The 20,718-nt window shown below is 67.1% G+C and carries 22 protein-coding genes and 1 tRNA gene; 14 read left to right on the forward strand and 9 right to left on the reverse strand.

Translation table 11 applies throughout. The annotated features are described in order from the left end of the window. Nucleotides 1–168: 168 nt before the first annotated feature. Nucleotides 169–243 (forward strand) — tRNA-Val (locus J7E87_RS20805). Nucleotides 244–338: 95 nt separating this feature from the next. Here the strand turns inward: J7E87_RS20805 and J7E87_RS20810 are convergent. Then, nucleotides 339–1,901: a tyrosine-type recombinase/integrase gene (locus tag J7E87_RS20810; RefSeq protein WP_215095975.1), complete on the reverse strand. Its 1,563-nt coding sequence runs from the start codon at nt 1,899–1,901 to the stop codon at nt 339–341. A 125-nt stretch (nt 1,902–2,026) separates the two neighbouring features. Here J7E87_RS20810 and J7E87_RS20815 point away from each other — a divergent pair, with 125 nt between their 5' ends. Continuing rightward, entirely contained in the window at nt 2,027–2,287 is a 261-nt protein-coding gene (locus J7E87_RS20815) for a DNA-binding protein (protein WP_308312989.1), read from the forward strand. A 122-nt stretch (nt 2,288–2,409) separates the two neighbouring features. After that, nucleotides 2,410–3,369, forward strand: a complete 960-nt coding sequence (locus J7E87_RS20820) for a recombinase family protein (RefSeq protein ID WP_215095976.1) — start codon at nt 2,410–2,412, stop codon at nt 3,367–3,369. A 93-nt stretch (nt 3,370–3,462) separates the two neighbouring features. On the opposite strand, the gene J7E87_RS20825 is transcribed toward J7E87_RS20820, so the two are convergent. After that, a complete protein-coding gene (locus J7E87_RS20825; protein WP_215095977.1) occupies nt 3,463–5,091 on the reverse strand; it encodes a helix-turn-helix domain-containing protein in 1,629 nt (542 codons plus the stop codon). A gap of 533 nt (nt 5,092–5,624) precedes the next feature. Here J7E87_RS20825 and J7E87_RS20830 point away from each other — a divergent pair. The 9 genes from J7E87_RS20830 to J7E87_RS20870 all read left to right on the forward strand — a co-directional run bounded on the left by J7E87_RS20830 (nt 5,625) and on the right by J7E87_RS20870 (nt 13,395). Further along, the gene (locus J7E87_RS20830; protein WP_215095978.1) at nt 5,625–5,816 is read left to right on the forward strand and encodes a hypothetical protein; all 192 of its coding nucleotides are present in this window, start codon (nt 5,625–5,627) and stop codon (nt 5,814–5,816) included. Nucleotides 5,817–6,272: 456 nt separating this feature from the next. Further along, a complete protein-coding gene (locus J7E87_RS35915; protein ID WP_215095979.1) occupies nt 6,273–7,394 on the forward strand; it encodes a ParB/RepB/Spo0J family partition protein in 1,122 nt (373 codons plus the stop codon). A 213-nt stretch (nt 7,395–7,607) separates the two neighbouring features. Beyond that, complete coding sequence (locus J7E87_RS20840) at nt 7,608–7,787, forward strand: hypothetical protein (protein WP_215095980.1); 180 nt, start codon at nt 7,608–7,610, stop codon at nt 7,785–7,787. Nucleotides 7,788–8,008: 221 nt separating this feature from the next. Next, complete coding sequence (locus tag J7E87_RS20845; protein WP_215095981.1) at nt 8,009–8,422, forward strand: DUF488 domain-containing protein; 414 nt, start codon at nt 8,009–8,011, stop codon at nt 8,420–8,422. Between the two features lie 130 nt (nt 8,423–8,552). Next, nucleotides 8,553–9,887 carry a hypothetical protein gene (locus tag J7E87_RS20850; RefSeq protein WP_215095982.1) on the forward strand — a complete coding sequence of 445 codons (1,335 nt, stop codon included), beginning with the start codon at nt 8,553–8,555 and terminating at the stop codon, nt 9,885–9,887. A gap of 2 nt (nt 9,888–9,889) precedes the next feature. Beyond that, entirely contained in the window at nt 9,890–10,792 is a 903-nt protein-coding gene (locus tag J7E87_RS20855) for a hypothetical protein (protein ID WP_215095983.1), read from the forward strand. Nucleotides 10,793–10,818: 26 nt separating this feature from the next. Continuing rightward, a complete protein-coding gene (locus J7E87_RS20860; protein ID WP_215095984.1) occupies nt 10,819–11,352 on the forward strand; it encodes a hypothetical protein in 534 nt (177 codons plus the stop codon). Beyond that, a complete protein-coding gene (locus J7E87_RS20865; RefSeq protein ID WP_215095985.1) occupies nt 11,349–12,842 on the forward strand; it encodes a terminase large subunit domain-containing protein in 1,494 nt (497 codons plus the stop codon). Before J7E87_RS20860 ends, J7E87_RS20865 begins: the two co-directional genes overlap by 4 nt. 91 nt (nt 12,843–12,933) lie before the next feature. Next, the gene (locus J7E87_RS20870; protein ID WP_251017719.1) at nt 12,934–13,395 is read left to right on the forward strand and encodes a helix-turn-helix domain-containing protein; all 462 of its coding nucleotides are present in this window, start codon (nt 12,934–12,936) and stop codon (nt 13,393–13,395) included. A 12-nt stretch (nt 13,396–13,407) separates the two neighbouring features. Here J7E87_RS20870 and J7E87_RS20875 read toward each other — a convergent pair whose 3' ends face one another. From J7E87_RS20875 to J7E87_RS20895, 5 genes are all read right to left on the reverse strand, one after another. Next, nucleotides 13,408–13,812, reverse strand: a complete 405-nt coding sequence (locus J7E87_RS20875) for an actin depolymerization factor/cofilin-like domain-containing protein (protein ID WP_215095986.1) — start codon at nt 13,810–13,812, stop codon at nt 13,408–13,410. A 588-nt stretch (nt 13,813–14,400) separates the two neighbouring features. Continuing rightward, nucleotides 14,401–14,793, reverse strand: a complete 393-nt coding sequence (locus tag J7E87_RS20880) for a hypothetical protein (RefSeq protein WP_215095987.1) — start codon at nt 14,791–14,793, stop codon at nt 14,401–14,403. Then, nucleotides 14,780–15,205: a hypothetical protein gene (locus J7E87_RS20885; RefSeq protein WP_215095988.1), complete on the reverse strand. Its 426-nt coding sequence runs from the start codon at nt 15,203–15,205 to the stop codon at nt 14,780–14,782. Before J7E87_RS20885 ends, J7E87_RS20880 begins: the two co-directional genes overlap by 14 nt. Further along, on the reverse strand, nt 15,205–16,434 hold the full coding sequence (locus tag J7E87_RS20890; protein ID WP_215095989.1) for an NRAMP family divalent metal transporter: 1,230 nt from the start codon (nt 16,432–16,434) through the stop codon (nt 15,205–15,207). Before J7E87_RS20890 ends, J7E87_RS20885 begins: the two co-directional genes overlap by 1 nt. Then, on the reverse strand, nt 16,431–16,748 hold the full coding sequence (locus tag J7E87_RS20895; RefSeq protein WP_215095990.1) for a hypothetical protein: 318 nt from the start codon (nt 16,746–16,748) through the stop codon (nt 16,431–16,433). The genes J7E87_RS20890 and J7E87_RS20895 overlap by 4 nt, the downstream gene beginning before the upstream one ends. A 737-nt stretch (nt 16,749–17,485) precedes the next feature. Between J7E87_RS20895 and J7E87_RS20900 the strand changes: the two genes are divergently transcribed. Further along, a complete protein-coding gene (locus J7E87_RS20900; protein WP_215095991.1) occupies nt 17,486–17,812 on the forward strand; it encodes a plasmid stabilization protein in 327 nt (108 codons plus the stop codon). 340 nt (nt 17,813–18,152) lie between these two features. On the opposite strand, the gene J7E87_RS20905 is transcribed toward J7E87_RS20900, so the two are convergent. Then, on the reverse strand, nt 18,153–18,572 hold the full coding sequence (locus J7E87_RS20905; RefSeq protein ID WP_215095992.1) for a CBS domain-containing protein: 420 nt from the start codon (nt 18,570–18,572) through the stop codon (nt 18,153–18,155). A 437-nt stretch (nt 18,573–19,009) separates the two neighbouring features. Between J7E87_RS20905 and J7E87_RS36520 the strand changes: the two genes are divergently transcribed. Further along, on the forward strand, nt 19,010–19,369 hold the full coding sequence (locus J7E87_RS36520) for a DUF5133 domain-containing protein (RefSeq protein WP_215095993.1): 360 nt from the start codon (nt 19,010–19,012) through the stop codon (nt 19,367–19,369). 20 nt (nt 19,370–19,389) lie between these two features. On the opposite strand, the gene mihF is transcribed toward J7E87_RS36520, so the two are convergent. After that, nucleotides 19,390–19,704: an integration host factor, actinobacterial type gene (gene mihF / locus J7E87_RS20915; protein ID WP_215095994.1), complete on the reverse strand. Its 315-nt coding sequence runs from the start codon at nt 19,702–19,704 to the stop codon at nt 19,390–19,392. Between the last annotated feature and the right edge of the window lie 1,014 nt (nt 19,705–20,718).

A 20,718-nucleotide genomic window follows, 5' to 3' on the forward strand; every position in this document is an offset into this window, starting at 1 on the left:
TCTGCCGATGTGCCCCCAAGGTAGGAGCCCGCAGGTCGGGGAACGATCCGGGCGACCACCGTCTCGGGGGTGGGGGTAGCCCCCGTACCAGGGGAGGGTGAGGGAGAGGCGGCGGTAACGGGTTTGCAGGGCGGCCCCCTGCGCCATGTACCCTGTTGCTTCATCCACGGGTGCGTAGCTCAGTGGTAGAGCGCTGCTCTTACAAAGCAGATGTCGGCGGTTCGAAACCGTCCGCGCCCACCAACGCTTGACCAGGCAAAATAATTCGAACAGCCCCTCGGAATGATCTTCCGAGGGGCTGTTTTCATGTGTGCTGGGAACGTCCTGGGAACATGGCGTCAGGCAGCCGCCTCATCGGGAACATCGGTCTCCCCACTCGGCTGCTGGGCCGTGCTCTTGCGCGGCACCAGTTGCACCGGGGCCTCAGCCTGCGCCTTCTCGAACTGCGGGAGTACGGAGGTGTAGGTATCCGCGGTGAGCTGGTACGACGAGTGCCCGAGCATCGCCTGGATCGCTTTCATGTGGACGCCGGCTGCCAGCGACAGCGTGGCAGCGCAGTGGCGCAGGTCGTGCAGCCGGATCGGGGGAAGGCCGTGCTTGCTCAGGAGGCGGTCGAAGACCTGACGCAGGTACTCGGGGTGGTAGGCCCGACCGTCCTCCCAGGTGAAGACCCGGCCAGTGTCATGCCAGATCTTCGGCTGCTCGCCGTTCCTGCGCTTAGCCTGCTGATGTTCCTCCCATTCCTTGCGCTCCTCCTGCTGGCGATCCTTCCAGAGTCGGAGCAGCTCGAGCGTCTGGGAGTCCAGCGAGACGGTGCGGGCGCCGCTGTCGCTCTTGGGTGTGTCCTCCCATACCTCGTAGGACAGCGCGACCAGTTGCTCGCTGATGTGCACTACGCCTGCATCGAGGTTGGCTTCGCTCCAGGGCAGGCCGCATGCCTCGCCGCGGCGTACTCCCCGGAAGACCATGAGGTGGAACATGAGGTAGAGGCGGTGCTCGGCTACGGCGTCGAGGAACTGCCCGGTCTGTTCGGGCGTCCAGACCATGACCTTGCCGGGCTTCTTACCGGTCTTCCGCCACGCTTCGACACGTTCGGGCGTCCAGACGTGCGGCTTGGGCTTGCGGTAGCTCGGCAGGACAACGTCCTTGGTCCAGTTCTGCGAGATCAAGCGGGCTTTCACTGCGTCGTCGAGAGCGGCACTGAGCGTGTTGTTCATCCGCAGCTGTGTGCCTGCTCCGGTGATGTGGCGGGGCTTCTTCCTGGCTTCGCGTAGTGCTTCCTTGGCCTTGTTCCAAGCCTGTCGCAGCTCCCGGCGCTGCGGCTTGGCCGCTTGGCGCCACTTCTCGTGGGTGGTCCGCTCGGCAGCCAGTGCCGCCCTCGCTGCGTCGATGTTCTTCGCGTGCTGTTCGTTGCGTGCCCAGATGGCTTCGAACATTTCCTGTATCTGGCGGGTGCGAAGGTCGCGGAGCTTGATGTGGCCGATTGCGGGGATGAAGACGCGCTCGATGTAGTCCTCGTAGCCGAGGCGGGTGGACCGTTTCAGGTCTACTCGGGTGGCGATCCAGCGGCGCAGGTAGTCGGCCACGGTCTCGTCAGAGAGGACATCGATGCCGTCTTGTGCGGCTTCCCAGACCTCTTTCGCTGCGTCGGCGGCTTGCTTTTGCGTGCGGTAGCCGCCCTTCTTGGCTCGCCTGCGCTTGCCGCCAGGGCCGGTTGGGAGTTCGAAGCTGTAGTACCAGGAGCCGTGGTCGCGCTTCTTGAGGAGAGTGCAGGCGGTCTCCAGGTAGCCGATCTTTGGTGTGCCGTCGGCGTTGAGGACCGGTTGTCCCTTCTTCGGGCCGCTCTTGTAGGTCAGTGGCCCCTTGCAGGTGCATCGCTTGTAGGTCTTGTCCTCGAACACCCGATATACCCCTTCGACGACTATGCGTTGCTGGCTTGCGTGATCGTTATCAATCTTGCTTGGGCTGTCGGACAGTGCCGTATGCTGCGTGGTCAGTTGGCGCGGGGGAGAAGCGGCAACTGGAGATGACAGAGCAGGGTCCTGAGGAGAACGCTGCGGCGCAGCCCGGCGCTATGGGGCTTGAGGAGCTTCAGGCGCTGCCGGCGACGGTGAATGTGGTAACGGCTGCGCGGGCTTTGGGGATTGGGCCGAGCAAGGCGTATGCGCTGATCAGGAGTGGTGAGTTCCCGGTCAAGACGCTGCCGCTGGGTAACACGGTGCGTGTGCCGACGGCGGCGTTGTGGAAGGCGCTGGGTGTTGAGGCGCTGACGGCTGCGCGGGGGTGAACGCCTAGCGGGTGGCATATGCCCGCCTCATGGTGTGAGGCAACCTTTGCAGCAATGTGACCTACCTTGGTTACAGTTATATGTGTCACTGGGGGTCGGTCCAACGCGAGGGGAGCTGCCAGGTGCCACGGCTGTACGGGTTCGAGGACATGGCGTACCGGCGGCTGCGCGAGCCGGAGGCGGCTGCTCTCCGACAGGCGGCTAGCCGCCGCTTGGAGGAGCAGTCGTATCCGGCGATCACGGACTGGATGAACGCCGAGGGGCATCGGACGACGCGCGGTGGTGTGTGGCGGCCGGCCGCCTTGGCGAACGTGCTGGACCACCCGGCGATTGCTGGCCTTACTGAGGACGAGAACGGTGAGCTGGTGAGCAGCGGTGGCCCGCAGATCATCACGCCCGAGGAGTTCCTGGCCATCCGCGCGCTCCGCCCGTCCAACGATCCCGCCAATGACCGGGCGGAGCAGCGTGAGTACCTCCTGACGGGCGGCGCGAGTGTGTGCGGCCTGTGCACGAAGTGGCTCGACGCGTCGCCCTCGGGAAGTGGGAGCCGGGGCTACCGGTGCACCCCGAGCACGCGGCAGCATCCTGGCGGCTGCGGCAAGGTGCGGATCAATGCTGACCTGCTGGAAACGTACGTGGCGGAGCACGTTCTGGCGGAGCTGGCCAAGCCTGAGGTGCATGCCCTTCTGGAAGCGGCGCGGGATCAGGTGCTCGTTGAGGTTGAGCAGTTGCGCAAGGACATCCAAGCGGCCCGTGCGCAGCAGAAGGAGCTCGGGGAGGACTATGCCCGGCGGGAGATTTCGAAGGAGTCTTTCAAGACGGCCGACCGAGAGTTGTCGAAGAGTATCCGGGATGCCGAGGTGCGGGTACGGATCCTGGAGCAGGTCAAGAACGCGCCGTTGGGCGGCGTGCCCGACTTGGTGCGGTGGTGGAAGCATGCGCCGCTGCGTTCCAAGAAGGGGCTGGTGATGCTGATGCTGGAGCAGGTGGTGGTGTATCCGGCTGCGTCCCGTGGGTCGCGCACGGTGGACAGCGATCGCGTGGCGTTGCACTGGCGTAGCTGGACCCAGGTCCCGGCGTAGCTGCCGCAGGTCTATTAGGTCCAGTTCGTACAGGTGGGCCCGGGTTCCACAGTGAACCCGGGCTCGCGCCCGTCTAGTCCTTTGGGTAGTCCTCTATCCAGCCGGCGGGAGGTGTGTCTCCGCGCTCGGATCCAGGAAGCGATCGAAGAAGCCTTGGTGAGAGATGCCGCACGCGCGTGGGGGCGTCGGGATGTCACCGGCAATGAACAGGGCGATGACCAGGTCATGGCCTCCCGAAGCGCCCGCCAGGAGGGTTCGCTGTAGCAGCCGTTCCGCGCTTCGCAAGTGTCCACGGACGGTCTGTGGGTGTATGCCGAGCTCCGTTGCTGCGCAGTCGGCGCTGGCATTGTGGGCGAACCACACGCGGAGAGTTCGCCTCAGGTTCCGGTCATCCTGGTTCAGCGGAGCGAGCGTCATCTCAGCCCACGCTTTGGTCGAGGGCGTGGACAGCAACTCTTGGAGGCCTGCCTCGGCTTGGTCCGAGTTCTTGCGGCGACCAACTGGAGCTGCCGCGTCGATCTGGAGCGCCAGGTCGAGTACGGCGCAGGCCTGCACGTCGCTGAGGTCGAGTTGAAGCAGTTCAGCGGCCTTCTTGAAGCGGCTGGCGACGGTGTTGCGGTGCACATCGAGGACCTTGGCCACTTTGGTCGTGGGAAACGCCAGGGCGAGGCGGACGGTGGTGAAGAGGTCGTCTCGTTCTGCCCGAGAGGCGTTGATGAGCGGCTGCAGGAATGCCTCTGCCCAGTGGTACGCCTCTTCCTGATCGATTACGGCCGTGAGCTGTGCGTGGCTGTTGTACTGCCACGCTCGCTCCGGTAGGTGCTGAGCGACGCTCAGAGCGCGGGCCGCGTCCCGATATGCGTCGGCCGTATGCGCGAGAGCTGCGGCCTCACTGATCCCGAGATAATGGCCGTACAGGGCCGCTGTGACCCTGCGCAGTGTGGCGTCGACCGACTCGCTGCCTTGTGCCGACGGGGGTTCGTTGTCTGCGGGCGCGACAACGATGAGATGGTTGTCGTAAGCCGGGCATGGGACCAGCAGAGCCCCGTCGATGAGTGCCGGTTCCGGAGTGGGCATTGTCACCCCCGGCGGCGATGGATTCCTGATCTCTTGCTGGATGATCTCTGCCGTGTAATGGCGGTCTCCTGTGGAGCAGTCCACGATGTAGACGCGGACGGTGTCGGCCAGCGCGCCGGATGCGAGGCTGGCGGCCGCACGGCGAGCAAACGTCGCCTGGCCGCTCATCAGCAGTTGCAAGATCGCCACATGCACTTCTGCGGCGGCTTCGTGTACCTGGTGCCAGGCATGCTCGAGACTGAGGGCTGGCAGGAGGAGCGCCAGGACATCGGCAACGCGGGAAACCGCCTCGGCTGCTTCTGGCGGATATGGCTTGGTCCGGGCCGCCGCCAGGACGGCATGGGGGGCCTCGGGTCCGATGGCGAACAGCCGGGCCTTCAACGCCCTCTCGTCCAGTACCGCCGACTTCAGCTCCCCGGCAGCCACACGCGAGATCTCATCCGCTGCTGGGGCAAGGACCTCGTGGGCAGCCTTTGATGAGGCGGCGAGAGGAAAGCCGTCGGAATTGGTGAGCATCACGTGGCCATCGACAACCTCCGCCAGCCATCCGACCAGGCGGCGCAGATTGGGAGCTATGGCTTGGCGCCGGATCTGCTGAAGGAGCCTGCGCTCCAGCCGTTCCTGTCGCCTTTCATGGCCGACCATGCACACCGCGGGCACCCCCAGACGCCGCTTGGACCGAGCAGCAGTGCGGCGGGGCCCACGTGGGGTAAGCGCCGTGCACCCGCGCGGGCGGCGCCAGTGGGGTGGCGCCAGCGGCAGATTGAACGTCAACTTTGCGCCATCATCAAAATATTTGCCCGAGTACATGTCAACGTCACCAAAACCACGGGGCTTTGAGGGCGTGACGAACGCGTCAGAGGGTAGGTGGGCCGGTTTACCTGCATAGATACATCAAGCCACTTGACGTTCGGAGAGCCGACGCATGGCGGGGAGCCTCCACGTTCGACCGACAACGGTCGTCTTTGCTGGTGTGCGCCGCGATAAGGAGTGGTCCATGCACTGTGCACCGGGAGTCAGCACCATGGCTGGTTTCTGGCTAGCGTCGCCTACGCCGTCGAAGCGCGGATTCCGCTTACCGCGCAGGTCAGCTTGCGCACGCACGCGCAGACCACCCCGACGACGCGATGACCGGCTGACGTGGAGCGCGGACGCCGGTCTCTTACGGGAGGAATGGCATGGCCGAGCTCGATCTGGAACGCGTCGCCGCACTGTCGAAGGAGCCCTCGCGCGTACTCAATCCCGACATGGCGCCGGCGGATGCGGCGAGAGCTGCGCGCATGGCCGTGGACCTGCTCGCCGTGATGCCGGACTCGGAGAAGCCCGTGCGGAGGCTGGCAGGTGAGGACGATGGCGCTTCCTCCCCATAGATAGATGACATTGTTGAAGGCGTGATGTACGTTCGTGACGCCGGCCGGGGACATCTGTCGCAGCGTCCCAACCGGCAGCGCCGTGCTGTACGGCGGCGCCCTTCCCTGCTCCTCGCGGGTGGCCGACCCCCCGCGCCCCGCCCGCGAGGAGCTGGCCGCAATCGGTGCGGTCGTTGGGGTGCGTGATGGGAGTCGAGCCCGTCGCGGTCGTGAGACCGCGGCGGGCTCGACTCGTATCCGGGTGCCGTGCGGCTCCCGGCGCCCTTGCATCCGCCTTCCCCTCCCGGCGGCCGGACGAGTCGCCGGAGAAGTCCGGTGAATTCCAAATTTGGAATTCGGAAATTAAAAGGAATTCCCACTTGCTTTAGAGGTGTATGCGATTAAGATATAAGTGTAAGAACAAAGGGAAAACCACACAGGACGGTTTTCCTCGGAATTAAGGAAGGCGCGGGAGAAATGTTCACGAACCTCAAGATTGAAGAGATCGCCCCCAACCCCGACCAGCCCCGTAAGTTCTTCGACGAGGAGGCGCACGAGGAGCTGAAGGGCAGCATCACGGAGAACGGCCTCCTTCAGCCGGTCGTTGTTCGCCCGGTCGAGGGTGCCAAGGTCCCGTACATGCTGATCGCGGGCGAGCGCCGGTGGAGGGCTTGCAAGGCGGCCGGCCTGGAGGTCGTCCCGGCCAAGGTCATCGAGGGTGCCAGCGAGGAGCAGGCGTACGTCCTCAGCATCGCTGAGAACGTAAACCGTGCGGACATGACGATCATGGAGGAGGCCGGTGCGTACGCCGACCTCAAGGCCGCCGGATGGACCCCGGCGAAGATCGCCAAGCAGTTCGGCAAGACGGAGACGCACATCACGTGGCGGCTGGGTCTGCTGACCCTCCGCCCGGAAGTGGCGGAGATGGTCGACAAGGGGCAGATCAAGAACAACCTGGCCTGGCACATCGCCCAGCTCAGCCCGGCGAACCAGATGGTGGCGGCCATGCGGTACGTGCGCGGCGACTTCGACAGCGAGGCCGAGGCGCAGCACTTCGCCAACGGCCTCAAGATGATGGAGCAGCAGACCTCCCTTACCAACGAGAAGGCACCGACGGCCGAGGAGGAGGACAAGCGCAAGAAGGCCAAGGCCAAGGCGAAGGATGGGCTCGGCAGGGCCGAGGAGGTCCTGATCCCGCTGCTGGAGGAGCTGGCGGAGAAGAAGCCCGAAGACCTGGCCGTCATCCTGGGCGACGACCTCGCCCGCCACCTGCGGGTCGTCGGCCGCCTCCACGCCAAGGTTCAGATGGTTCGGAACCTGCTGAGCAAGGCCCAGGGCATCCAGCGGGCCATGGAGCAGGAGTTCAACAAGGCGGCCGTCGAGGTCCAGCAGGAGGCGGCGGCGAAGAAGGGCGAAGAGGCGGCGAAGTCCGAGGCGGCCGAGGCTGAGGAGCCCGAGGCCAAGGCGGCGGCTAAGCCGCAGCCCACGGAGAAGAAGGCAGCTGCGAAGCCCGCGGCCCCGAAGCCCGCGGCGGCCACCACCTCCAAGGCCCCGGCGCGGCGGACGCCCGCCAAGAAGGCCGAAGCTGCGGCGAAGTAGAGCAGAGGGGGCGCGGCGGTGGCCGCGCCCTCTCTTCCCTCCAGGGCGAAGCGTGGGCGCGGCCGGGCTTCCGGCGGCGCCCGCTTTATTTCCAATTTGCCTCCGAATTCCATGTTAATAGAGCAGTAATTGTCATAAGATATAAGCAAGAGTAACGGAAAGGAATTACGGTGGCGATTGAATTTCAGGGCAAGGTCTGGACCCTCGCATCGGATGACGGCTACGCCAACCCCCGGGGGCCCGGTCGCCCAGCTCACCGTGGAGGCGGTCAGCGAGGCCAAAAAGGCCCACGAGGAGCGGCGGCACCTGGACTGCGTGAACTGGACCCACGCCGCGAACTGGATGCTGGAAGGGTTCTGGATAACGGATTCCAGCGAGGCGTCCGGCCAATGAGCGCCGGTGGGGGCGCGGCGCTGCGCGCCCCCACCACTTCCGGAGCAGTGCCCGCTCCGGTGGGCGTCGAGCCGTGCGCGCACGGCGGCGCGCTCTCCCTGCGCGCACGGTGCCGCTCAGGTCCTTGCTGGCCCGAGCGGGGCGGCATCATCGGTCACCCGGGCCCGCCGGCGGCAGCGTCGACGGGCCCGGCGTCTGAGCACCACGAAAGGAATGGCCAAGTGCTCACCCTGTTCACCAACCGCTACCAGGCGTACCGGCCCCCGCAAGGGGTGCCGGTTCGTATCACCCTGGGTGGCGTCCGCTTCAAGCTCCCCTACTCCCTCACCCACTCGGTGCGGGAGCTCGCGCCGCGTCGGGACTACCTCTCCTTGCCTGAGCCCGAGTTCACCACGGCGTACCGGGCCGACCTCGACCAGCTCGGGCCCGAGCGGATCGCGGCGCGGCTTCACCAGATTGCAGGGGTCGAGGGCGATCACCGCCTGGTGCTGCTCTGCTTCGAGGACCTGGCCAAGCCGGGCCTGTGGTGTCACCGCAGGGTGTTCGCCTCCTGGTGGAAGGAACGCACTGGGGATGAAGTGCGGGAACTGTCCCCCATGGAGGACGACCACTATCAGCAGGGAACCTTGATATGAGCGTCGGAACCACTACCTAAAGATAGGTGACATGATTCCAAGGAGCTGTGCGCTCCTTGTTTAAGGTTCCAGCGCAGCGCCCGGCCCGGCACCCGCCGAGGCCGGGCGCTGTCGTTCGTCGGGAGGCGAGATGTTCCAGGGCACCATTCCGGGCCCGATGCGCTCGATCGTGCGCGAGACGGCCAACCAGTGGCCGCGCGGCCCGGTGTATGTGCCGTGCTGCGGCAACTTCACCATCGAGCGGTCGTTGGCCGGTATGGGCTTCGCCCTGCACTCCTCCGACGTGTCCATCTACTCGAGCGCGGTCGGCCGATGGCTCACCCGGCAGCCGGTCGGCATCCGGCTCCGCGAGGAGAGCCGAGACGAACTCGGCTGGCTCGCGGACTCTTTGGACGACGGTGTCGGCACGGTCGCGGCGTTGATGCTGGGCACACGGTTCCTGGCCAGCGTCGGCCGAGACGGGCTGTGGCACGAGCGGGTGGTGCGCTCCTACCGGGAGCAGTGGAAGGCCAAGCACGCGGAGACGGCCAAGCGGCTGTCCGGCTCGGACATCGAACTGGCCTCCTACGAGGTGGAGGACGTGCGCTCCTGGCTCCAGAAGGTTCCCCGCGACGCTCCGGTGTGCTCCTTCCCTCCCTTCTACGGCGGCGGCTACGAGAAGCTGTACGAGCCGTTGGAAGCCCACTTCACCTGGGATGCGCCCCAGTACGAGCCGTTGTCGGACGCGGACGTGGTCGACGTGCTCGGCGCGATCACGGACCGGCCGTACTGGCTGACCGCCTCCAACCACAACGTGCCCGAGCTGCACTCGTATCTGCGCGGCGTGATCAAGGCGACGCCGCGCGCCGCTCCCTTCTACGTGTACGCCAGCGAGGCTCCGACGCGGATCGTTGCCCCGCGTCAGGCGATTGAGCCGGTGAAGGCTCCCCGCCTGCGTGAGGGAGATGAACTGGTGGGCCCGCTCACGTTGTCGCTGTTGAAGCCGGGCCAGTTCAACGCGCTGCGCTCCCGGTACCTCAACCCGAAGATCGCGCCGGGCGCGGCGAACCTGGCCGTCGCGGTCCGGGACGGGGGTGGGCGGCTGCTCGGTGTGTTTGCCATGGCTCCGAGCACGTTCACGCCGGACGAGGCGTACGTGCTCTCGGACTTCGCGGTCGCGCCGACCGACTATCCGCGGTTGTCGAAGCTGATCGTGCTGGCGGCCACCAGCGCCGAGGCGCAGTTGCTGTGTCAGCGGGCGTTCTCGCGGCGCATCCGGCGGGTGGCGACGACCGCGTTCAGCAACAACCCGGTGTCGATGAAGTACCGCGGGCTGCTGCGGCTGACCAAGCGCAGCCCGTCGAACGAGGACGGCTGGAAGTTCCAGCTCCAGTACCAGGGGGTCATGGGCCAGCACACGCTGGCCGAGGCCCTTCAGATGTGGGCGAAGCGGTGGGGCGCCCCGACGACGAAGACGGGAGTCTGACCATGGAGGAGACCAATCGGCTTGCCCCGCCGCAGATGGTGCAGGGTGATCCGCGCACGCTGACGCTGCTGGACGTGAACGCGCGGTTCCTGCCGCACGAGCAGTTCCGGCAGCTCGTGGCGAACATCGAGCGTGACGGGCATCTGACCTCGACGCCGCTGGTGTGGAACGACGCGGAGTCCGGGCGTCTGGTCGTGCTGTCGGGTAACCATCGCACGCTCGCGGCGATCGAGGGCGGCCTGCCGACGATCTGGTGGATGCAGATAGACGAGCCGCTTCCCCGCCAGCGGCAGATCGCGCTCCAGCTCTCGCACAACGCGATTGCGGGTCAGGACGATCCGGCGATCCTCAAGGAGCTGTACGACGAGCTGGAGAACGTGGAGTGGCGGCAGTACACGGGCCTGGACGACAAGACCCTGGATCTGCTGGAGAAGGTGGACGTCGCCTCCCTGGGTGAGGCGAACCTCGACTTCGCCAGTGTGCAGTTCATGTTCCTGCCCGATGAGCTGGAGCGGGCGGAGGCCGCGTTCGACGCTGCCCGGTCGGCGGCGACGGCGGACCAGCGGTGGGTGGCGGGGCTGGAGCAGTACGAGCCGGTGCTTGATGCGCTGGAGACGTCGCGGGCCGCGTACAAGATCGGCAACTCGGCCACCGCCCTCGGCGTGATCCTCGCAGTGTTCGAGCGGCACCTTGGTGAGCTGGCCGAGGGCTGGTTCGACGCCGCCTCGGGCGAGCCGAACCGCGCTGGAACGGCTCCGCTGGAGACGGTGTTCGGCGTGCGGGAGATCCCAGTGGAGACGGCGGCCACCGTACGGACTGCGATCGACCGTTTGGTGAAGGACGGCAGCGTGCCGGAGGCCGAGCCGTGGCGTGCCCTGGAAATCCTTGCTGCTCAGGGGCACTAGTAGGGCCGTTGGCCAGGAGGTGAGCGGTGGCTGAGGGCCCCGTTGAGCCCTGGGAGCGGCAGAGCGGTGAGTCCCCCCAGGCGTTCGAGGCGTTCGCCGCATACCGCGATCTCGGCCCCGCACGGAGTCTGACGAAAGCGGCACGCGAGTTGGATAAGTCCCGGACCCTGCTGGGTCGCTGGTCGAAGCAGTACGCGTGGGTGATGCGGGCGAGTGCGTACGACCGCGATCAGGACCGGCTGTTCCTGGCGGAACAGCAGCAGGCACGCCGCGATATCGCCCGTCGCCACGCCAAGTTGGCGCAGGCGTTTATGGGTAAGGCGGTCGCCCGGCTTCAGGGTCTGGACCCGCGCGAGCTGTCGCCGAGCGAGCTGTTGCGGTACTTCCAGGTCGCTGCCGAGATCGAACGTCGGGCGGCCGGCGAGGAACCGGCGGGCGTGGTGGCGCAGGACAGCGCCGATGGACCTGACCTCGGGTCGCTGAGCGATGAGGATCGTAGGACTCGCATGGATCTTCTGCGCCGTGAGCTGGAGCGGCGCTTGGCGGAGGACGGTCGATGAGCCGCGGGTGGGCGAAGCGGCGTGCGATTGAGGGTCTGGCTGATCCGGATGTGATGAGCCTGGATCAGCTCAAGGCCGAGGTCACCGCGCTGCTCCGCGCCGATGAGCTGTCGGCGCGCAGGTGGGCATGCGAGGTGCCGGACTGCGACGGGCTGCCGCACGAGGGCTGGCTGCACCATCACGCCCGTGCGGCGCAGCGGCAGCCGTCGTGGCTGTGGACGGTGTGGATGCTGCTCACCGGCCGTGGCTGGGGGAAGAGCCGGACGGCGGCGGAGGCGGTACGAGTGTGGGCCAAGACGCCTGGGTTGCAGATCGCGGTGGTAGCGAAGAATGCGACGCTGGTGCGCGACATCTGCTTCGACTCCCCGAAGTCCGGGCTGCTGTCTGTCTTTCCGCCCGAGGAGGTCGCGAAGTACAACTCCAGCCTGGGTGAGACGACACTCCGGTTGAAGAACGGCACGTTGATCCGTGGGTTCGGTGCGGAGACGCCGGACAACCTGCGTGGCTGGGCCTTCGACAAGGCGTGGCTGGACGAGTACGCGGCCTGGTCGCGGCACACCGCGCAAGAGGTCTACGACATGATCTGGTTTTGCCTGCGCGAAGCGGACATGCCGCAGGTGGTCATCTCCACGACACCGAAGCCGCTCCCGCACGTGAAGCGGCTTGTCGAGCGCGGCCGTTCGATGGAGAAGGCACACCGTGAAGGTGGGGCGCCGCCGCGGGTGGTGCTGACGCGTGGGCACATGCGGGAGAACGACGCGAATCTGTCGGCGGCGGCCCGCGCGGAGTTGGAGGAGGAGTACGCCGGCACCAGGTTGGGGCGGCAGGAGCTGTCGGGCGAGCTACTCGAGGACGTGGAGGGCGCGCTGTGGCAGGGCTGGATGCTGGAGGTCGAGGGCTTCCGGGCGAGGCCGGAGCATCTGCCGGACATGCAGCGCCTGGTGGTCGCAGTGGATCCGGCCACGAAGTCGCATGAGAACGCGGATATGACGGCCTTCACCGTGGCTGGGCGCGGCTACGCGGTGGAGTCGATGTTCGGGGACGACCGGCCGCGTGGGTATCTGCTGCACGCGGAGCAGGATCGGCACACGCCAACACAGGCGATGAAGCGGGCCGCGAAGCTGTACCACGAGCACCGGGCGGACTGCGTGGTCATCGAGGCGAACAACGGCGGTGACTACCTGCCCGCGCTGTTGGAGCAGGTGGATCCGACGGTGAACTGGAGAATCGTTCATGCGACGCGAGGGAAGCGTGCGCGGGCGGCTCCGGCGGCGCAGCTGTATGAGCAGGCGCGTGTGCATCACGTGGGGTCGGCGCGGGTGTTCGCGGAGCTGGAGGAGCAGATGACGACGTTCGTTGGGCAGGGCGAAACAGAGGATTCTCCGGACCTGTTGGACTCGGCGGTGTGGGCCCTGTGGGACCTGTTCCTCGACCCGACCATGCCGCCCCCGCGCGCCGGTGACGACCAGCGGCTGGTTGGACGGCGGTAGTGGATGGCAGATCAAGTGCAACTAGAGATCTTTAAGGGTGTGGGTTACGTGGGGTCGTGACGGCTGTCGTGGGCCGCGCTATGCCGGAGGAATGAGGTATCCCGATGGCGGAGGGCTGACGGCTGAGGAGCGGGTTCGGCGTGAGCGGGTTCGGTTGGCGGCCGCTGATCTGATCGAGGCCGGGGCCAGTGACCGGGAGGTGGCCCGGCGGTTCAGGGTGACCCGGATGTCGGCGAACCGCTGGCGGCGGGCGCTGGCTTCAGGCGGTCGGCAGGCCCTGGTCTCCAAGGGTCCCGGTGGTGCCCGCTGCAAGCTCGATGCGGGTGAGCTGCGTTTGCTGGAGGCCGTGTTGGATGCCGGCCCGGCCGCCGCCGGCTGGAGCGACCAGTGCTGGACTCTGGCAAGGATCGCCGAGGTCGTGCGACGCCGGTTCGGCGCCGAGTACACCCTGGCCGGGGTGGACCAGCTCAGCAAACCCCAGGTTGTGACTGGGCGCCGTAGGTGGCGGGTTGGGGAGACCGAGCTGCTGTCCTTGGACGGTCACAGCCGATGAGGGCAGGCTGGGTCAAGAGGCACGGGATACGAGTTCGTCGTACTCCACGTCGCACCGGTCCGTGGCCTGTACGTAGACCTGGACACCGTCGAGCAGGTTCCGGAGTGTGCGGTAGCTGGAGGAGTGCGCGATGCGCTGCTCGACCTTCGTCCCCTCGGGGCACCAGGAGATCATCACGACCTTGTCCTGCCGGGTCCCGTCCGCCGTCGCGAAGACCAGGTCGTAAACGACGAACCGAGGCTCGGTGGCCGGCAGTGCCTCCAGCAGTTCGTCGTGCGTCAGATTCCCCTTGAAGTCGGGGAGAACGGTCTCCAGGTTGTCGCTGAGCCGGTAGATCACTGTGTTGATGTCCCGCTTGCTCTTCAGCTCCTGGAATGCGCTGATACAGCTGTCGTCCACTGGAATACCACTGCTCACAACGAGTCCTTCCGATCATTGGGAGAGCAGGTCGAGCGGCTCAACGAAATGGTCCCCGGGAGGTTCCGAGGCGCCGGCATTGAGGCACGTCCACCGTTCGGCGCAGGTGGGGGAGGCTCACCGTAAACCCGCTCGCCCGCGATCTGGCCGAGGCTTCAAGATCATATTTGCCCAATTGGGCAAGTCCGGTGGCTGGTGATCGCCTGCCCGTCGAGCCGTCGGGAGATCCGAGAGCAGTATGAACGGCGGAGTACCTGGGTGATGGTCGTCGCTCATCTGCCGTCCATCCTCTTTCGCCTCACGTCTCGCGTGACACATTGAACTGACCCCGTCGAAGGCGGCGTGCTGGCGGAAGGCGGCGGGGCCCTCGGAGCGCAACCAGGGACGCACACGAGCGTGGGCGGGTGGTCGCCAGCCAGCAGGAGGCCAACCACCCCCGGGACTGCGGCCGGCGGCTGAAGTCTGGCCAGCCGGGCGTCGCGGCCAGGTCGGCCCCGGCACCTCGCATACGGATCGTCACGACCCATGTGCGGCCGCGACGGCGCCCGCCGAGCAACCTGCGGGCCGACGGCAGCAGGCCGAGGAGCATCAGGCTCGGGCTCGCTCTGACGCCCATTGGTGATGTACGTCGGTAAGGAGGGACAGTTCTGTGGCCGGGCACTTGAGGCGGATGGTCGCGGCGTCGCCGAGCCGTTCGGGCAGCTGGTGCGAGGCAATGGTTTCCCACGGGGCCCAGCGAGCGTGGCGGGCAGCTCTGCGGGCGAGCCGGGCCAGTGGCCACGGGCCGTCGACAGGGCGGTGGTCGTAGGCGAGCAACTGGGTGCGGCGCTTGGCGGCCACGACCAAGCCCTCGATCCGTAGCACCGTCGCACCGGTTTCATCCGGCGTTGGTTGTTCGACCAGGCGGACGTCGCTGACGTGGCCGATCTCGGTGCCGGTGGGTTCCAGGACGCGGGCTCCCATTAGGTCAGCCAGACGCATGACCGGCTCCCGGCAGTCGGCCGATCACGTTGTCGCGCATCCAGTCCTCCAGGGCGTGTACGTGGTCGTGTCCTTCGGGCAGGGCTGCGGTGAGGACGGCTCCGATGTGGGTGACATGATTCATGCTGAGGCGGGCGGGGTCCTCGGTGCGGCTGATGCTCATCCGCCGGGTTACCGCGGCGAGCCAGCGAGCCGGCAGTCCCTGAAGTCGCGGTGCGAGCGCGGCCGGCCCCACCAGAATGGCGGTCACGCACAGACGGCCGTGCTCGTCGTGAGCGAGGTCCAGGTCATCGACGTTGCACACGGGTTTCCCGTCCGGGTCGACGACCTGACGGTCCAGGAGATGGAACCGGGCGCTGTAGCCCCGGCCTGCTGTACGTCGCGTGGGTTCGGCGGCTTGGGCTGGAGACATCAGAGTCCTGCTTTCGTGATGAGCATCAGCGGGATGGCGGCGATCGCGGCGATAAGGACGACGATCAGGTAGGTGCCGCCCATGACGTTGGCCAGCCGGCCGTTGACGGAGTCCCCCATGTATTCGGGGTCGTTGGCCACCACCAGGATCGGGAGGTAGGTCAGCGGCAGCGCCACGGCGGCGAACACCAGGGAGTACTCAGTCACCTTGATGGGATCCACGCCGGTCAGCATGAGCATCATGCCTGCGATCAGGGCGACGATAATGACGGCGTGGAAGCGGGAGGCGGTGCGTGGCGCCGCGGTCTTTCCCCACGTCCAGCCGAAGTACTGCGCGACCGTGTACCCCGAGGACAGGGCGGTCTCCAGCGCGGCGCCGAAGGTCGCCGCGAAAACGCCGAGCAGGGCGAGCCCGAGGCCGATTTTGCCGAGGGAGACAGCGACCGGCAGGGTCACCTGGGACAGATAGTCGACCGCGATCCCGGCCGGGTGCAGGACCAGGGCGGCGGCGGCCATGATGGCCAGGGCCAGCAGTCCGCCGAGCGGGAAGCCGATGAACACGTTCATCCGTGCGGTGATCAGATCTTTGCGGCCCCAGCGTTCCTCGATGCCGCCGGAGGAGAAGAAGAACACCTCATAGGGGGTCATGGCGCTCGCGAACAAGGCGATGCCGTAGTAGAAGTACGTCGGCATCCCCTCACCGCCAGGGACATCAGGGTGGGTGACCCGTTCCAGGACCCCACCCCAGTCCGGGCTCAGGTGAAACACGGCGACGACGAAGACGATCAGCGCCAGACCGGCCAGACCGAAGACCCGTTCCATCGTCTCGAAGCGGGTGCGCCAGATCACCAGCCACACCACCAGTCCGACCGCGGGGATCCACAGCAGGTAGGCGACCGAGGTGATGAGCTCGATCGCCAGCGCGACACCCGCGAGCTCGGCGGCGAGCGTCAGCAGCGTCACCAGCAGCGAGCCGGCCAGGTTGACCAGGGCCATCCGCGGGCCCAGGCGTTCGCGTACGAGGTCGAACGTCGGCCGTCCCGCGACGGCCGCGACGCGGCCGGCCATCTCCGCATACACACAGATGCCGATGACGCCCAGGATGAGCACCCACACCAGCGAGAACCCGAACCGTGCCCCGACCAGGGAGGAGGCGACCAGGTCACCGATGTCGACGAAGCCGCCGATCGCGGTCAGGATCCCGAGGGTGACGGCCAGGAGGCGTTTCACGCAGACAACTCCTTCTCCAGCCGGTCCAACCGGTCAGCCACCACTGGCAGATCACGGCCCGCTGTGGGAAGGTCCTGCACCTGTCCGCGGCGGGCGGCGATACGCACCTGAGCCAGAGCGTCGGCCGCGTCATTGAGAATTCGACCGAGCCGGTCCCGGACATCGTCGGCGGCCGTGCTCGGTGGCTGCCGGGACTCGAAGCTGCTCTGCGTGTCCAGCAGATCCGTCTCTGCCTCCCCCAGCAGGGTGGAAAGGTACGGGCCCGTCACCCGCCCCTCACCGGCCGCCTGCACCCCGATCCGTGCGGTGTTCACCGCCGACACGGCAGCCTCCGCCGTATTCGCCGCCTTCCGCCGAAAATCCTCATCCGTACGCGACGAACCCGCACACCCTGCCACCAGCAACAAGGCAACCAAGGCCACGATCAGACCCGCACCCGGCGGTCGGCCGCTCATCGGCCCCTCACCACGAAATAGAACCCCACAGCCAGCAAAACGCCCAACTGGCCCCACGCCGCCAGCAGCACCAGACCCTGATCCATTGCGCGCCACCTCACCGTCCCTGCTCGCAGATGATCTGCTACCCCCAAACTGCACCCGGAAGCGCCACGCAGCCCACCCCCGCATAGCCGCCCGAGCTGCAGGCCAAATGGCCCATCGCCCACTTGGAAACCGGCCCGTCCGGGCGATCGTGCCGATGCGCCGTACCCCCTAAATGTTCGCGGCTCCGCTGAAATCTGGTGCCATGCCGCAAGCGTGGCGATCTGCGCAGGACGGCGTTCAGGAAGTTGGGTATCGCCGCCCGACGGCGGCTCCCCTCTCGCGCTGGACCTCGGACCGGCATCGGCCCCCTCGGGGCGCCCACACGTCCGTGACCGAGGAACGAGCGTGCCGTGCACCACCCAGTTGGCGCCCTGGTGTCGCGGACGGAACGGGTCCCGGCTGGGGTGGGGGCTGTGGTCGTTTGTATGCATTCGTCGGTCGCGGGCAGACGCAGAGCGAGGTCAGACCACTCGGTCTGCCGAGCTGTCCCACGGTTGAGGAGAGGTGTCATGCCAGCAGGTTCCAGCCCCAAGCGGGAGCGTCAGTACGAGCACATCAAGGAGAGCGCCGAAAAGCGCGGCGCCTCCACCGGGCGCGCGAAGGAGATGGCTGCGCGGACAGTCAACAAGGAGCGGGCCAGATCGGGGGAGGCGAAGTCCGCCAGCAAGACCTCCACTCAGGACAAGAAGTCCGCATCCCAACGCGGCGGCGAGCGTTCCCACAGCGGCGCGCAAGGACCGACAAAGGACCAGCTGTACGAGGAGGCAAAGAAGCGCAACATCGACGGACGCTCCTCGATGAACAAGCAGCAACTGCGCAAAGCCCTGGGCCGCTGAACTCCGGCGCGCCACCTGCTGCGAGGCCGCGGCAGCAGGAACGCAACTCAGCTCGCAGCCGGAGAGGCTGTCAGTGGCGGGCCCTGCGAACCCGTGCGCTGGACTCGCTCGCTGGTCTCACGCAGCAAAAAGCTGCTGCCTTGAGGATCCAGGTAGGGCGGGCCGAGACCGCTCGACCCTCGCCCAGGCGGTCCGCGGGCCGGGCACGGAGTCCCTGGACTCCGTGCCCTTGTCCCTCATCCCACCGCGGCCGCTCAGCCGCACCCCGCGGGTGCCCTTGGCGACTGGGACGAAACGTGTCAGCAGTCGAAGCCGGGTCCCGCACCGGCGCTGTGGCGTTTCACTGGTTGGGTTCGGCCGAGCTGATGTCGCCCAGCGCGGAGCCGGGGTCGCGCTCGATGGCCAGGTCGCCGGGGGAGACGATGCCCACCGGGTGCCCGTTTTCGATGACCGGCAGCCGGCGCACCGCCCGTTCTCTCATCAGCTGCACGGCGCGCTCCGCGTCGTCATCGGGGGAAACGGCGACCAGGTCATCGCTGCACGCCGCCGACACGGTGGTCTCGTCGACGTTTCTTCCATCGGCCAGGGCCCGCACCACCAGGTCCCGGTCGGTGACCAGACCGCGCAGCCGATCGCCCTCGACGACCAGGACCGCTCCGATGTCTTCCTCACGCATTCGCCGGGCCACCTCCGCCACCGACGTCTGCGGTCCCACCGCGGCAGGAGTACCCGTCATGATCTCGCGAACCTGCCGAGCCATCACTCCTCCTAGGGCAAGGCAATCCAGCCCGCACAAGCGAGCCCACAGGTTCAGGTACCCCCACCACGCAATCCACGCGTTCCGGTACCAATCCCGGACTCAGCGAGAGGAGCCCAGCACGAAGTCCGCGGCGAGCGGAGGAAGGAGAAGGCCCCGCTCCCGATGGAGGGAGCCAGGGCCTTCAGCACGGGAGAGACCGACGGGAGTCACCGCTCCCGTGTCCGGCGGACACTACAGATCCCTGCCCAGCGGCCGGCGCATTGTGGCGTACTCCGAATTGTTGATTCGCCAACGGGCGCGAATCAACGGTTCGGACGAACAATGGCGCCGAGGCGCGGGCACCCTTCCTGTGTGCCCGGTCATCCGCCCCTGTCTCCTCGCTGCATCCGTCCTGGGCACCGCCCTGCGGCCCACTTCTTGAGGAAGACGCCACGCTGATGCCAAGCGAGTCGGTGATCACCGAGATCCTGAGGAAGTACCGGCTGCTGGAACGCGGGATGCTCCGCGACCCGGCCGACCCCGAGATCAGGGCCCTTTTCCAAGACACCGCCTACTCCCTGTGTGTCTTGATGGGGCGGCCCACCCGCGATACCTTGCGGTGCTCCGCGAGCGCCGAGAGCAGGCAGCAGCAGCCTTCGATAGGACTGCCGCAATGTCGGACGTCCTGGCGCACCCCGCCCGCTAACCCCACCCGCCGATGTGTCATGCCGCCGCAGTGCCAGCCGGCGCCCAAAGCCGGAGTCCGGCGCAGTGATCGTGCAGCGGTCGATCTTCCCGTGCCGGGTGTGGGCCCATAGGCGACAGGGGTGCTCGCCGGTCAGCTCTGGGGCGGGAAGAGCGCGAGGAGCCGGGTGCGCTGGGCGGAGCCGAGGCCCTGGACGCGGCGGCTTTCGGAGATGCCGAGGCTGGCGATGAGTTGGCCGGCGCGGACCGAGCCGATGCCGGGCAGCGATTCGAGAAGGCGGCGCACGCGGATCTTGCCGACCACGGCATCCTCGCGGGCGAGCAGGGTCACGAGCGGCAGATCTCCCGCCTTGAGCGCCGCCATCAATTCACCGCGCTCCTTGCGGACAGCTACCGCCTTCTTCAGCGCCTCGGCGCGGGCCTCGGCGGTCAGTGCGGGCAGAGCCATGACTGTGGCACCCCTTCGTCCAGTACCGGATGAGGCGCTCATCATCACCCCGCCCAGGCCAGTCGACCAAGGGGTATACGGGGTTTACGACCGGTTGCGGGGCCAACCAGCTGCGCGAGCCATCCGGACTGAGTACAAACTTCACCCGGTCCCTGCCGGACGGGGAGGCAGTCCCGGAGGAACCACCCAAACCGCAGAGGAACGTTCACTCACTGCAGGCGCGCAGCAAGCACGGGTCACCCTTTGCGGCCAGCCGTTGTCCTGGTCACGCACCCATGAACCCATCCAGCAGGCGCCGGCTGGCCGGGCGTCGGGAACCGGAATCAGCTCCACGCCGACGGTGTCCATACCCACCCAACGAAGCAACTCGCTCACGCGGAACGGCGGTCTCCGGCCCTACAACCCAACAGTCACCAGGCCACACAAACGGCCCAAGCACCGTCGAAGCAGCGATCGCGCAGTCAAAGAGGCCACACTGCGAGGCTCGATGAGGCGAAATGCCGGGGCACTGAGAGGGATCTCGGGGCGCATGGGGAGCTATCAGCGAGCAGCAGCCCATCTCGTTGGCAGCTCCCCACGGTGGGCAGCGACGAGGGCCGTCGCTGCCCACCAGCCGCCGGCGTGGTCCCCTCCTCTAACCGGGCGGCAGGGGTCGAGCGGAGGAAGCCGGGTCTGTCGACCATCCTCGCCGCCGGCGGTCATGACGCTGCTTTGCGTCGCGGAAGGGCCGGCTCGCCAGCGCGCTCTGCGCGGTGGCTGGGGCTACCCGGTGCGAGGCGCAGGTGTCGTGTCGGGCGAGCGTGGCGTGCCGGTTCGGTGCGGGCAAACATGTGGTCCTCGTAACGGTCCAGGAGGAGCAGCAGGCCCAGCATGAAGGGCGGCATGAGCAGGGCGATGGCTATCACGAGGGCTCCCCGGGAAGACAGGTCCTGTCCGGGTTGCCCGATACTGGCGGCCCAGCACCCTGCAAGGTGAGGGTTGTGTGACCAGATGCCGCACTTTGTAATTTTGTGA

The sequence above is a fragment of the Streptomyces sp. ISL-1 genome (genome assembly GCF_018614585.1).
GTDB classification, from domain to species: Bacteria; Actinomycetota; Actinomycetes; order Streptomycetales; family Streptomycetaceae; genus Streptomyces; species Streptomyces maoxianensis.